The 13495-nt window shown below is 42.4% G+C and carries 12 protein-coding genes; all 12 read left to right on the plus strand.

The window, feature by feature from the left end; all coding sequences use genetic code 11:
* The first annotated feature begins 135 nt into the window (after positions 1-135).
* The 12 genes from galE to PSSD_RS23460 all read left to right on the plus strand — a co-directional run bounded on the left by galE (position 136) and on the right by PSSD_RS23460 (position 13462).
* A complete protein-coding gene (galE, locus tag PSSD_RS23405; protein ID WP_058973878.1) occupies positions 136-1149 on the plus strand; it encodes a UDP-glucose 4-epimerase GalE in 1014 nt (337 codons plus the stop codon).
* A 438-nt stretch (positions 1150-1587) separates the two neighbouring features.
* The gene (gene rfbB / locus PSSD_RS23410; protein ID WP_039327818.1) at positions 1588-2667 is read left to right on the plus strand and encodes a dTDP-glucose 4,6-dehydratase; all 1080 of its coding nucleotides are present in this window, start codon (positions 1588-1590) and stop codon (positions 2665-2667) included.
* Entirely contained in the window at positions 2667-3554 is an 888-nt protein-coding gene (rfbD, locus tag PSSD_RS23415) for a dTDP-4-dehydrorhamnose reductase (protein WP_058973879.1), read from the plus strand. Before rfbB ends, rfbD begins: the two co-directional genes overlap by 1 nt.
* 37 nt (positions 3555-3591) lie before the next feature.
* The gene (gene rfbA / locus PSSD_RS23420) at positions 3592-4473 is read left to right on the plus strand and encodes a glucose-1-phosphate thymidylyltransferase RfbA (protein ID WP_058973880.1); all 882 of its coding nucleotides are present in this window, start codon (positions 3592-3594) and stop codon (positions 4471-4473) included.
* Entirely contained in the window at positions 4473-5021 is a 549-nt protein-coding gene (gene rfbC / locus PSSD_RS23425) for a dTDP-4-dehydrorhamnose 3,5-epimerase (protein WP_039327824.1), read from the plus strand. The genes rfbA and rfbC overlap by 1 nt, the downstream gene beginning before the upstream one ends.
* Before the next feature lie 52 nt (positions 5022-5073).
* Positions 5074-6003, plus strand: a complete 930-nt coding sequence (locus PSSD_RS23430; RefSeq protein ID WP_167347703.1) for a glycosyltransferase family 2 protein — start codon at positions 5074-5076, stop codon at positions 6001-6003.
* A gap of 17 nt (positions 6004-6020) precedes the next feature.
* A complete protein-coding gene (locus tag PSSD_RS23435; RefSeq protein WP_058973882.1) occupies positions 6021-7310 on the plus strand; it encodes a rhamnan synthesis F family protein in 1290 nt (429 codons plus the stop codon).
* Positions 7310-8110 carry an ABC transporter permease gene (locus tag PSSD_RS23440; protein WP_058973883.1) on the plus strand — a complete coding sequence of 267 codons (801 nt, stop codon included), beginning with the start codon at positions 7310-7312 and terminating at the stop codon, positions 8108-8110. Before PSSD_RS23435 ends, PSSD_RS23440 begins: the two co-directional genes overlap by 1 nt.
* A 4-nt stretch (positions 8111-8114) precedes the next feature.
* Positions 8115-8888 carry an ABC transporter ATP-binding protein gene (locus PSSD_RS23445; protein WP_058973884.1) on the plus strand — a complete coding sequence of 258 codons (774 nt, stop codon included), beginning with the start codon at positions 8115-8117 and terminating at the stop codon, positions 8886-8888.
* A gap of 130 nt (positions 8889-9018) precedes the next feature.
* Complete coding sequence (gene gnd, locus PSSD_RS23450; protein WP_058973885.1) at positions 9019-10428, plus strand: NADP-dependent phosphogluconate dehydrogenase; 1410 nt, start codon at positions 9019-9021, stop codon at positions 10426-10428.
* Between the two features lie 173 nt (positions 10429-10601).
* Positions 10602-11651 carry a hypothetical protein gene (locus PSSD_RS23455; RefSeq protein ID WP_058973886.1) on the plus strand — a complete coding sequence of 350 codons (1050 nt, stop codon included), beginning with the start codon at positions 10602-10604 and terminating at the stop codon, positions 11649-11651.
* The gene (locus PSSD_RS23460) at positions 11651-13462 is read left to right on the plus strand and encodes a capsular polysaccharide export protein, LipB/KpsS family (RefSeq protein WP_058973887.1); all 1812 of its coding nucleotides are present in this window, start codon (positions 11651-11653) and stop codon (positions 13460-13462) included. The genes PSSD_RS23455 and PSSD_RS23460 overlap by 1 nt, the downstream gene beginning before the upstream one ends.
* The last annotated feature ends 33 nt before the right edge of the window (positions 13463-13495 follow it).

Here is a 13495-nt window from a genome sequence, read left to right on the forward strand (position 1 = left end):
CTACATGCAGGCTTTCGTCTCTTACGGTCTGCGTAACAACGCGCAGGGTCGTGATTTCCGCGAAGCTATCCAGAAAATCCTGGCGAAATAATCCATTCTCATGCCGCGCCACTTGCGCGGTTTAAAGGAGTACACATGGCTATTTTGGTAACGGGCGGGGCAGGGTATATCGGCTCCCATACGGTGCTGGCGCTGTTGGAGCGCGGTGACGACGTTGTGGTCCTGGATAACCTTTGCAATGCCTCACGCGAAGCCATTAATCGCGTGGAGAAACTCTCTGGTAAGAAAGCGGTATTTGTCGAAGGCGACATCCGCGATCGTGCCTGCCTGCGGGATCTGTTTGCTGCCAACGATATCTCTGCGGTGATCCACTTCGCTGCGCTGAAAGCGGTGGGCGAATCTACGCGTATGCCGCTGGAATATTACGAGAACAACGTGGCGGGCACCGTGGTGCTGCTGGAAGAGATGCGCGCAGCGGGCGTGTGGAACTTCATTTTCAGCTCATCAGCGACCGTTTACGGTGCCGATGCGCCGGTTCCGTATGTGGAAACCACGCCAATTGGCGGCACCACCAGTCCGTATGGCACCTCTAAGCTGATGATCGAATTCGTGATGCGCGACTTCGCTAAAGCAGACCCGAACTTTAAAGCCATCGCGCTGCGCTATTTCAACCCCGTGGGTGCGCATGAGTCGGGTGAGATTGGTGAAGATCCAACCGGTATTCCTAACAACCTGCTGCCGTACATTGCGCAGGTGGCGATTGGCCGTCTGGAGAAGCTGGGAGTGTTTGGCGATGACTACGACACGCCAGATGGCACGGCACAGCGCGACTACATCCACGTGGTGGATTTGGCCGAAGGTCATCTGAAAGCGCTGGACCATCTGCCGAAGGTCACCGGTTACAAAGCCTATAACTTGGGCGGCGGCGTGGGCTTCTCGGTGCTTGAGATGATCAAAGCGTTTGAGAAGGCGTCGGGTAAAGCGATTCCGTTTGAGTTTAAACCCCGCCGCGACGGCGACCTGCCGGCGTTCTGGGCGGATGCGAGCCTGGCGAACACCGAGCTGGACTGGCGCGTGACGCGCGGGATCGATGCGATGATGCGCGATACCTGGAACTGGCAGAGTAAGAACCCGGAAGGGTTTAAGTAAATTCCCTAAAAAGGCGGACTCGATGTCCGCCTTTTTTTATCCTGTTTTGATTCACTTCTGGTTTTCGTCACTTTCTGATTGCCTACGGTTGAGCACAGGTAGACGATCCTCGCATTAATCCGCAGCACAATTGGTTAATTAATGAACCAACACTTGAATGCGGGGTCCATTTTGGTCGTGTTCACTAACCCGCGGTGGTAAAATTAAACTTCCGAAATAATCAATTCTTTCTAATTAATTCTAAAGAATTAAAATTATTTCAAGCAGATAGTGCTGAAATTACAAAAAACGCACTATGCTTAAAGATGGTTTTACACACATCAGCATGTTGGGAGCTGCAACCCAAGGGCGGTAGCTTTGTCTATTGCGGGTGTGTCGCACACTTTTTCTCCTCTGGCCGAGATGGCTCGGCCGCAATGTCAGGAATAGCTCAACGTCATGAAGATTTTAATTACTGGTGGTGCAGGTTTTATCGGCTCAGCTGTGGTTCGTCACGTCATCAATGACACCAGTGATGAGGTTATTAACGTTGATAAACTGACGTACGCAGGCAATCTTGAATCCTTGAAAACGGTCAGCGACGATGCGCGCTATACCTTTTGCCATGTCGATATCTGTGATGGTGTAGCCATCGCCAAGGTATTAGCGGACCATCAACCCGATGCGATTATGCATTTGGCGGCAGAGAGTCATGTCGATCGCTCAATTACCGGCCCAGCAGAGTTTGTACAAACCAACGTTGTGGGGACTTACGCTTTACTGGAAGCGAGCCGTCAATACTGGATGGGGCTGCCAGAAGCGCGCAAGAATGCGTTTCGTTTCCACCACATCTCAACTGATGAAGTGTACGGTGATTTACCGCATCCTGACGAAATGGAAGGCGAGCTGCCGTTGTTCACTGAAACAACACCTTATGCCCCGAGCAGCCCTTACTCTTCGACCAAAGCCGCCAGTGATCATTTAGTTCGCGCCTGGGGCCGCACCTACGGTTTGCCGATTGTTGTCACCAACTGCTCCAATAACTACGGTCCATACCATTTCCCGGAAAAACTCATTCCGTTAATCATCAGCAACGCGCTGGAAGGTAAGCCTCTGCCGATTTACGGTAAAGGTGACCAAATCCGTGATTGGTTGTACGTAGAAGACCACGCACGAGCGTTGTATACCGTCGTCAGCAAGGCGAAAGTTGGCACCACGTACAACATCGGCGGACACAACGAAAAACAGAACCTTGAAGTGGTACATAAAGTCTGTGAGCTGCTGGATGAACTGCGCCCTAAAGACACCCCTTATGCCGAACAGATTACTTATGTTGCTGACCGTCCTGGCCACGATCGTCGTTACGCCATCGATGCATCTAAAATCGAACGTGATTTAGGCTGGAAACCACAAGAGAGTTTTGAAACGGGCCTGCGTAAAACCGTTCAGTGGTATCTGGACAACCATGAATGGGTTGAGCACGTCAAAAGCGGCGCATACCAAAACTGGATTGAACAAAACTACGAGAAACGTAGCTAATGAAGATTTTGCTATTAGGTAAGAATGGTCAGGTTGGCTGGGAACTTCAGCGCGCTTTGGCTCCGCTGGGTGAGGTGGTCGCCCTGGATCGCCACTCTTCTGATCACTGTGGTGATCTGACAAATCCAGAAGGCATTGCAAAAACGGTGCGGGACATTAAGCCCGACGTCATTGTCAACGCCGCAGCCTATACCGCCGTGGATAAAGCGGAGAGCGACTTGCATAATGCAGAGTTAATTAATGCTCTCAGTGTGGAAGCGCTGGCCTGTGCAGCGCGCGATGTGAATGCCTTGCTGGTCCATTATTCCACCGACTATGTATTCGACGGGAGCGGTGAGCGCCCGTGGAGTGAAGACGATGTCACTTCACCTCTCAACGCTTACGGCAGAACTAAGCGTCAGGGTGAAGAGGCGATTATTGCTCATGCGCCTAACTATCTTATCTTCCGTACCAGTTGGGTTTACGCGGCAAAAGGCAACAATTTCGCCAAAACCATGATCCGTCTGGCACAGGAACGAGAAGCGCTCTCCGTGATTAACGATCAGTTTGGCGCACCTACTGGTGCCGAGTTGATTGCCGACTGCACCGTACATGCCATTAAGGCGACTCTGGCGCAGCCAGAAAAAGCAGGCATCTATAACCTGATTGCCTCCGGTGTGACGACCTGGCACGCATACGCAGAATTGGTTATTGGGTATGTCCGCGATAAGGGCCTACCGCTTAAAGTCGCTGCAATCAATACCGTGGATACCGCTGCGTTTCCAACGCCCGCTAAGCGTCCATCTAACTCCAGACTCAATACTGAAAAACTGACGACCGCATTTGGATTAACACTGCCGGAATGGCAACAGGGTGTTATTCGTATGTTGGATGAGCTGTATAGCTGAGTCATGTTTGGTCTTGCAAAATTCAAAGGGTAACGTTGTGAAAAGTAAAAAAGGAATAATTCTGGCAGGCGGATCTGGAACGCGCCTTTATCCGGTGACCATGGCAGTGAGTAAGCAACTTCTGCCTATCTATGACAAGCCGATGATCTACTACCCGCTGAGCACATTAATGCTCGCAGGTATCCGTGACATCCTGATTATTAGTACGCCGCAAGATACGCCGCGTTTTGAAAGCCTGCTGGGTGATGGTTCACAGTGGGGTCTGAATCTGCAATACATCGTCCAGGAAAGCCCGGATGGTTTGGCGCAGGCATTTATTCTGGGCGAAGAATTCATTGGTGAAGACAACTGTGCACTGATTCTTGGCGATAACATCTTCTACGGCCATGACCTGTATAAGCAGCTTGAAGACGCGTCCAACAAAGAGAGTGGGGCTACGGTCTTTGCCTATCACGTTCATGATCCTGAGCGTTATGGCGTGGTTGAGTTCGACAAATCCGGTAAAGCCATCTCGCTGGTGGAAAAACCAACCGAGCCGAAAAGCAACTATGCCGTGACTGGCCTGTATTTCTATGACAACAGCGTGGTTGAACTGGCGAAGAATCTGAAGCCTTCCCCACGTGGCGAACTGGAAATCACCGACATCAATAATCTCTATTTAGAAAAAGGCGAGCTGTCTGTTTCTATTATGGGACGTGGTCATGCGTGGTTGGATACTGGCACCCATCAGAGCCTGATTGAAGCAAATAACTTCATTCAAACTATCGAGACCCGCCAGGGGTTGAAAGTGGCGTGCCCGGAAGAAATTGCTTATCGCATGGGCTTCATTGATGCCGAAAAGCTGAAAGAACTGGCGCAACCGCTGCTGAAAAATGATTACGGCAAATATCTGATGGCGTTATACAACGGAAAACTATAATGAAAATCATTGATACTGAAATTCCAGACGTCAAAATATTAGAGCCTTCCGTTTTTGGCGATGAACGTGGTTTCTTTATGGAAACCTGGCAGCAAAAGAAATTTGAAGAACAGGTTAGCCCGCGCACCTTCGTGCAAGACAACCATTCAAAGTCATCTAAAGGCATTCTGCGCGGTCTTCATTACCAGACAGAAAATACTCAAGGCAAGCTAGTTCGAGTCGTGGCCGGTGAAGTTTATGATGTGGCCGTAGATATGAGAAAATCCTCACCTACATTTGGTAAATGGGTGGGTGTATATCTTTCAGCTGATAATAAGCGCCAACTATGGGTACCAGAAGGCTTTGCTCATGGTTTCTACGTGACTTCTGATAGTGCCGAATTTGTGTATAAATGCACCGATTATTATAATCCGCAGCATGAACACTCTTTACTGTGGAACGATTCAGATCTGAATATCCAATGGCCGATCTCTGAAGGTGATACTCCTGCTCTCTCAGCAAAAGATAAAGTCGGGACACCATTATCACACGCAGTAACATTTGATTGATTCCTAAAACTAAGGATGAGGTTTTTACTCATCCTTTTTTATGTAGCTAATGATGATGAGCGATAAAGGTACAGTAAGTATCCTGATGGGGACTTACAACGGCGAAAAATACTTAGAAGAGCAACTTCAGTCTATTGCTTCACAAACGTACACTAACTGGAATCTGATTGTTTCCGATGATGGTTCGACGGATAGCACTTGTGAACTTATTGAGCAGTTTGCGCTCAACTATCCTAATAAAGTCGTACTACATAAAGGGCCGGGAAAAGGGTTTGCAGCCAATTTTTTCAACATGCTGCAACGTGATGATATAAATTCTGATTTTTATGCATTCTGCGATCAAGATGATATTTGGTTGGATGACAAACTAGAATCTGCTGTCATGCAGTTAAACTCAGTACCGCAGAATGAATACAAATTATATGGTTCGCGTACCAAGTTGATTGACTCAGATGGAAAATCCATTGGTTATTCTCCGTGCTTTATGAAAGCGTTCTGCTTCAACAATGCGCTTTTACAAAGCTATGCAGGCGGGAATACCATGGTGTTTAGTCGCGGATTAAAGCAATTGTTCGAAACGCTTCCTGCCGACTTAAAAATTGTTTCTCACGATTGGATCCTTTACATCATCTGCAGTGCAATGAATGGCACTGTCATTTATGACCGAGAACCAAAAATCCTTTACAGACAGCATGGACAAAATCTTGTTGGGAGTAACACAGGATTGCTGTCCAAGGTTACACGGTTTAATCGACTTTTTGCTGGGGAATTTAAAACCTGGAGCAAAATGAATTGTATGGCACTGGATTGTATTAAAGATAATATGCCAGTAGAAGAAAGACTCAATTATGAGAAATTTAATGCTCTTGGGAATAGTCTCTTAAGACGCGTTGAGTGCTTTATTAATGGTGGGTTTTACAGACAAAGCAGCCTTGAAACGTCTGCATTTTTTGTTATGAATTTATTTAGGAAAATAGTCTAACCATCGACGGTGTAAATATGAAAAAAACTATTTTTAAGATTTTAAGGTTCTTTTTAAAAGTTGCAGTGTTTATCTACTATGGTCTTTTGTCCATCAGAGATGATTTTCGAACTAAAAAGTATAGTGATGTAAAAGTAAAAAATGATTTTACCGGCGGTAAAGTTATGCTTTTGGCATTATATGAAAAAACTTTACTCAGGAACGATGTTTTAGAACTTCTCAAAGAAGCGAAGAAAAATAACGTATTCATTCTTGCTGTTAATACTTTAAAGCTTGATTTTGAAAACTATCCGAAAGAACTCGTCGACGTCTATATTGAGCGTGATAATTATGGGAGAGACTTCGGTAGCTACAAAGCTGGGATGAAGTACTTTTACGATAATGGTATGGAAAAACAATGTGAACGCTTGCTAATAATAAATGATAGTGTTTTCTTCTCTAAAAAAGGATTGCCTGACTTCGTCTTTAACCTCTTTAATACAAGCCGTGAAGTTCTGGGTGCGACAGAGAACAGTGCACACTCTCACCATTTGGGTTCTTTTTGTATATCCGTAATTGGTGACATTGTTAGGAAAGAAAAATTTAAAAGTTTTTGGAATAACTACAAGCTTTCAAATGTTAGACCATTAGTCATTAAACGAGGTGAGTTCGCACTAAGCAAAACTTTAAAAGGTTTGGCAAGTTCTGAGAAACATTTTAAATCATTGTTTGATGTCTCTTTCATGGAAAAGAAATTTAAAAATGATCAGAACTTCTTCCAGAACTATCACTACTATCGTAGGGAAGGGGAAAGTGCGTGGTTAAACAGAACTATAACAAGTATAATTGCAAAAGATGAAATACTTAACTCTTATTATAAAAAGTATTTATTAGAAGAGAATAACACTGTACGTATTGGTAAAAATATTAATGGTGAGACAGTTGTTGTTCCAAAGAGCATAAAGGATGTAAAAAACCCACCAGTTGATTACTTAGGTGTGGTCAAGTTTTTTGGTAACTACAATTATTACGACAAGAAGCACAATGAACAGTTTGAAAGGAGATTAATTTCATTCTACCTTGATGAATTTACTCTTGGTTCGCAGATTCACATTAATTGCTTGGCATTGCATCATTGTGGTTTACCGATTATTAAGTTAGACCTGATGTTTAGATGTGTTTGCAATATGAATGATGTCATTAAATTGCGAGACCAGCTAGATGAGTCACAACAAGAAGAGTTCATGGGATTAATGTTATCACGACTTTGTGGTGACAGATTCTTGATTGGCTTGAACCGTCTTGCATACCAATTTGGGATTTTGTAATGTCGAATAAGCAAAAGTCTGTAGGATGGGATGACTTCACATCTGCATTAAAAAACTTTCACGTCGTGAAAGTGATGGGTGGTCAAGACATTCGCATGCGTTACAAACGCTCTAAAATGGGGCCGTTTTGGATCACAATCAGTATGGCGGTGATGATTACCACCATGGGATTAGTATTCGGCAACCTATTTAAAACCAACGTTAAAGAGTTCCTGCCTTACCTGACGTTAGGCCTGATAACCTGGACATTTATTCAGAGTTGCATCTCTGAGGGTTGTGATGCGCTGATCTCATCCGAAGGTATCATTAAGCAGCTACCCGTCCCCTTACATGTTCATGTGATGCGAGTAATTTGGAAGAATTTCCTAATTTTTCTCCATAATATTGTTATTTTTCCATTGGTATTACTTGCGGTTCAAAAGAGTGTAAGCTGGACAGTTATTCTGGCTATACCGGGTTTTCTGCTGCTTTTGTTAAATTTGACTTGGGTGTTAATGATTCTCTCAATGATTTGTGCACGTTTCCGCGACATGACACAAATTGTGCTTAGTATCATGCAAGTGATCTTCTATCTCACTCCTATTATCTGGATGCCTAAGCTGCTTTCTCATAATTCTGCGGCTGTTTTGCTTAATTTTAATCCGCTTTATCACCTTATAGATTTAGTGCGCAGTCCGTTGCTAGGCGAGGTGCCAATGATGAGCAGCTATATTATCGCTGCTGTGATGGCAATAGTTGGTTTGTCGCTTTCGATAGCAATGACCAGTAAGTTTAAATATCGCGTTCCTTATTGGGTGTAATTCAATGGCAATTATTAAATTTGAAAATGTATGCATTGACTTCCCAATTTTCGATGCTCGAGCAAGATCTATTAAAAAGAACTTTATCAACTTTGCTACCGGCGGGAAAGTTGGCCAGCACGACGGCAAAGTGGTTGTTTCTGCCTTAAATAATCTTAATTTTGAGATTAAGGATGGCGAGAGAGTCGGCTTAATTGGACATAACGGTGCGGGTAAAACCACGTTGTTACGTATGTTTAGTAAGGTTTACCACCCAACAAGCGGACAAGCCACCATTGAGGGTGATATCGGTTCATTGATATCAATTTCTCTCGGTATTAATCAAGAGTTTACAGGCAGAGAAAACATTTACATCCGTGGTGCGCTTTTAGGCCTCAAAAAGAAAGAAATTGATGCACGCATTGAAGAGATCATTGATTTCACCGACCTTGGTGATTTTATCGACATGCCGGTAAGAACTTACTCTTCTGGTATGCAGATGCGCCTTGGATTCAGTGTCAGTACAATTTTTACTCCAGAAATTTTGCTGATGGATGAGTGGTTATCTGTGGGGGATGAAGGCTTTAAAGAAAAAGCTGAAACTCGATTAACCAACATCATCAATGCGACTAAAATTCTCATTCTTGCCAGCCACAGTAATGAATTGTTAAGAAAAACCTGTACGAGAATTCTTTGGCTGGAACATGGCACGGTAAAAATGGATGGTACACCGGAAGAAGTGCTACCACTCTATTTTAAATCGAATATTCAAAGAGGTGATTTGTTAACCAACGCCTAATCCTGCACAATTTTTAGGTGTTTAATCATCGCACCATTCACTACCTAAAATGTGCATAGATGAGTTAACATATTTGCCACTTCAATCACAAATCTGATTTTGTGATGGTAACTTCAGACAGGAGTAGATGATGTCCAAGCAACAAATCGGTGTTGTCGGTATGGCAGTAATGGGCCGTAACCTTGCTCTTAACATTGAGAGCCGCGGCTACACGGTGTCTATCTTCAACCGTTCTCGCGAAAAGACTGATGAAGTCATCGCTGAAAACCAAGACAAGAAACTTGCCCCTTACTATACCGTTGAAGAGTTCGTTGAGTCCCTGGAGAAACCACGCCGTATCCTGCTGATGGTGCAGGCGGGTGAAGCGACCGATAAAACAATCGCGTCGCTGACTCCACACTTGGACAAAGGCGACATTCTGATTGATGGTGGTAACACCTTCTATAAAGATACCATCCGCCGTAACAAAGAACTGTCTGACCAGGGCTTCAACTTCATCGGTACCGGTGTCTCCGGCGGTGAAGAGGGTGCACTGAAAGGCCCTTCAATCATGCCTGGTGGCCAGAAAGAAGCGTACGAGCTGGTTGCGCCAATTCTGGACAAAATCGCTGCGCGTGCTGAAGATGGCGAGGCTTGTGTTGCTTACATCGGTCCAAACGGTGCTGGTCACTATGTGAAGATGGTGCACAACGGCATCGAATACGGTGATATGCAGTTAATCGCCGAAGCTTATGCATTGCTGAAAGGCGCGCTGGGCCTGAACAATGAAGAACTGGCAAAAACCTTCACCGACTGGAATAACGGTGAGCTGAGCAGCTACCTGATCGACATCACCAAAGATATCTTCACCAAGAAAGATGAAGAAGGTAAGTATCTGGTAGATGTTATTCTGGACGAGGCCGCTAACAAAGGTACCGGTAAATGGACCAGCCAGAGCTCACTGGATCTCGGCGAGCCGCTGTCCTTGATCACCGAATCTGTATTCGCTCGTTACCTCTCTTCTCTGAAATCTCAGCGTGTTGCTGCCTCTAAAGTACTGAGCGGCCCACAAGCTAAAGCTTTCAATGGTGATAAAGCAGAGTTTGTTGAGAAGGTGCGCCGCGCATTGTATCTCGGCAAAATCGTTTCATATGCTCAGGGCTTCTCACAGCTGCGTGCCGCTTCAGAAGAGAACAACTGGGATCTGCACTACGGTGAAATCGCTAAGATCTTCCGTGCTGGTTGTATCATCCGTGCTCAGTTCCTGCAGAAGATTACCGATGCTTACGCAAGCAATACAGACATCGCTAACTTGCTGCTCGATCCTTACTTCAAGAACATCGCTGATGAGTACCAGCAGGCGTTGCGTGATGTGGTTTCTTACGCAATTCAGAATGGTATCCCAACACCAACCTTCTCAGCTGCTATCGCTTATTACGATAGCTACCGCTCAGAAGTTCTGCCAGCGAACCTGATTCAGGCTCAGCGTGACTACTTCGGTGCGCACACCTACAAGCGTATTGATAAAGACGGTGTGTTCCACACCGAGTGGTTAGACTAATTTCCGCATTATAATAAGGGGCCTATTTAGGCTCCTTTTTTATTATATCTATCTAATAGTTAATTGTGATTTCCCATCAAATATATAGTGTTGTTTGTTTCATGTGGAAACCACGATATATTATTGTCATTGCTGAAATTATTTTATTTTGGTTAAGTTTTAAAGGATGGATTATGTCATCTGAGCGAATTCTTTTTGTTGGTAATACAAGTAAACTCGACCGTCCTTATATGGATCCGTCAACTCGCTATAGATGTTTTAATATTGCATATTCTTTGAGAGAGAGAGGCCACACCACCGAGGTGGTTACATTGTCTTATTTCATAGATCATTTGGATGTTGCAGATAATTTTGACACCATTGTATTCCATCGTCCATCATTAAACAATGAGGCGTTACTGCGCTTTTTATTCAAGAATCAAGATAAAAAGAACTTAATCGCAGATTATGATGATTTAATTTTTGATGTTAAAAGTGTTATTGATATACCTAATATAGAAAGCAGAGATCCTTACCTCAATTCAATATCTGATTTCATTTCAAGGAATGCAGCGGCCAATAATTTTTTTAGAAAGTTCAGCGTCTCCACGACACCTTTATCAGATAGGCTAAAGAAAGTAATCCCCTCTGCAGAAGTGAATGTAATTTCAAATGCGCTATCACTAGAATACATCCAACTATCACGAAAACTATTTGCGCTTAAAAAAAATAAAGAATATAAGATTGGATATTTCCCAGGAACTGCTAGCCACGATAACGATTTTAAACAGGTTGCTCCATATATAGCTAAGTTCTTATCAGAAAATAATAAAGAGAAAATGTTTATTCTAGGGCCGTTGAAAATACCTGCCGTACTTAATAAGTTTAATCATAGAATTGATCATGTTAAAGAAGTTGTGCCGTTTTCTCATCTACCCTATATAAAAGCAAATGTTGAGAATATTATAGCACCGTTGACTAATAATCAATTTAATGAGTGTAAAAGTGGCCTGAAGTTTTTCGAAGCCATGCCACTAGGTTGCCGGGTAATTGCAACTCCAATTCCTGATATTGATAGATTTGAATCCGAATATTTGTACAAATGTAAAAGCATTGAAGAGTGGGATGAATTAACAAACATCCCAAAAATATCACATGAAAACTATGAAGTAGAATTATGCAATACACTATTAAAAGTTGGGTCAGATAATATTGCAAAAATTTGGGAGGAGAAATTTTTATAATGAAAAAAGTTCTGTTTTTTGTTGAACCTCATCCAATTAGGAACATCTTTGTTGAGTTTATAACTCCTGGTGATATATTCGCGAAAATTGCATCCCATGAAAATTTTGACGGTATTGAATGGCGTATTTTCTCAAACAAGTACATTCTTGATTTAATGATTGAACATTTTGTAAATGATGATCATACCGTTGATTTCATTTACCCCCATGAATTATCTGGCACAGATTTAGAAAAAAAAGAAGCCTTAGTAGATTTTAAAAATAAAATGATTTATCCAAGTAATGAAGACCATAAGAAAATATGTTCATTTTTGGATGAATGGGATGGCGATGGCATTTTGTCTAGAAACACTTTAGTTGATGGTGTTGGCGAAATATCATTATATTATGAGTCCTTACTTGAAAAGATTCATGCTGAGTATCAATTTACTCACATTGTTCTTTGGTCAGAAAACGGAGCAGTAAAACAATTTTGTTCCAAATTTGATGTCCAATCTCTTCATTTTGAACTTGGTCCAACAAGATTACCTTTTCAAGATACAATTCTCATAGACCCTCAAGGCACCAATGGGAATGCAACGATCTGTACTGAAAAAGTAATTAAATCAGAAAATGCCATTAGTACTAATTTATGGATGTCTGATTTTTCCGACAAAGGGTACTTATCTGTTCTTGAGAGTTATTTAGCTCCATCGAATACTCATTCAGTTGAAAATTTACATGGTGAAAGCCTGATTCTTACTGATATTGGATATTCAGGCAATGTCACATCAGAGATAAAATTAAAAGCCAATTTTATTGATAATTATGTAGTTGTTTGTCTCCAGTTAGCTGATGACTTGAACACCTTAAATCATTCAAAATATGCTAATCCTTTGGAATTCCTGGATGATGTTGTCCCTAAGGTTATATCTCTAGGATATAACGTTATAATTAAAAGGCATCCTGGTGCGCCAGGAAGAATTTTCAATTTGGTTAAAGAAGTTGAAGCAATTGAACATGCTAAAAGCCTGTCTGACAAAGTGTTGGTCTTGCATCCGGACACAACGTCTGAAGACTTCTTAGCAATAACAAAAAACTCAAGAGTTGTTATTTCAATTAACAGTTCCGTAAGTTGTGAGTCTTGGATATTAGGAACTCCGGGGCTGATTCTTGGAAATGCAGCATATGACATTAACAATAGCATTAAGAATCTCAGCATCGATTTCCTTCAAGGTGGAAATCTTTTAGATAATGAAGAATATTTAATTCGTGTGAGGGACGATATTAAGTTTTCACTTAATCATTATTTTATGCCAAGGAACCAATATCTCTTATCTGAAGTTTTAGCGAAAGTGGTGAATGAATACTCTGCCAGTTCTTCAAAAAGTTATGTGCAATGGCTTAAAGATAATGTAGATATTTTTGAAATCATGATGAAAGAGAAATTATTAATAATGAATAATAATATCTCAAAAGATGAAAAAGTAGACACTGCTTTATTGGCTGAAACCGCAATACCTAATGAGAGTTTTTACAGCGTTACCATTGAAGAATTCAAATGTACTCATAATGAATTTATTATATCTGGTTGGGCAGAAGCAGATGATGTTAGTGTAATTAAAGTATTTATCGAATATGAAAATGAGTACTTATTTGCTGAGAGTTTTGATCGACCAGACGTAGAGCAAGCCTATCAATCGATTAACTCAGGAGCAGGGTTTAAAATCAGTGAACAAATACACGCAGAGTTTGTTTATAAAGATAATGTTAAGTTATACATATATGGCTCTGACCTGAGATGTAGATATATAAATATTCTGTTTGATTGACCTTCTTCTGGCCATACCCCACATGCTGATAAT

The organism is Type-D symbiont of Plautia stali (genome assembly GCF_001485335.1).
GTDB classification, from domain to species: Bacteria; Pseudomonadota; Gammaproteobacteria; order Enterobacterales; family Enterobacteriaceae; genus Pantoea; species Pantoea vagans_C.

Excerpts from the sequence above, each read along its gene's own strand:
- PSSD_RS23455 (WP_058973886.1), top strand. The coding sequence starts at position 10,602 with ATGTCATCTGAGCGAATTCTTTTTGTTGGTAATACAAGTAAACTCGAC.
- PSSD_RS23440 (WP_058973883.1), top strand. The coding sequence starts at position 7,310 with ATGTCGAATAAGCAAAAGTCTGTAGGATGGGATGACTTCACATCTGCA.
- rfbB (WP_039327818.1), top strand. The coding sequence starts at position 1,588 with ATGAAGATTTTAATTACTGGTGGTGCAGGTTTTATCGGCTCAGCTGTG.
- PSSD_RS23430 (WP_167347703.1), top strand. The coding sequence starts at position 5,074 with ATGATGAGCGATAAAGGTACAGTAAGTATCCTGATGGGGACTTACAAC.
- galE (WP_058973878.1), top strand. The coding sequence starts at position 136 with ATGGCTATTTTGGTAACGGGCGGGGCAGGGTATATCGGCTCCCATACG.
- rfbD (WP_058973879.1), top strand. The coding sequence starts at position 2,667 with ATGAAGATTTTGCTATTAGGTAAGAATGGTCAGGTTGGCTGGGAACTT.
- PSSD_RS23445 (WP_058973884.1), top strand. The coding sequence starts at position 8,115 with ATGGCAATTATTAAATTTGAAAATGTATGCATTGACTTCCCAATTTTC.
- gnd (WP_058973885.1), top strand. The coding sequence starts at position 9,019 with ATGTCCAAGCAACAAATCGGTGTTGTCGGTATGGCAGTAATGGGCCGT.
- PSSD_RS23435 (WP_058973882.1), top strand. The coding sequence starts at position 6,021 with ATGAAAAAAACTATTTTTAAGATTTTAAGGTTCTTTTTAAAAGTTGCA.
- PSSD_RS23460 (WP_058973887.1), top strand. The coding sequence starts at position 11,651 with ATGAAAAAAGTTCTGTTTTTTGTTGAACCTCATCCAATTAGGAACATC.
- rfbC (WP_039327824.1), top strand. The coding sequence starts at position 4,473 with ATGAAAATCATTGATACTGAAATTCCAGACGTCAAAATATTAGAGCCT.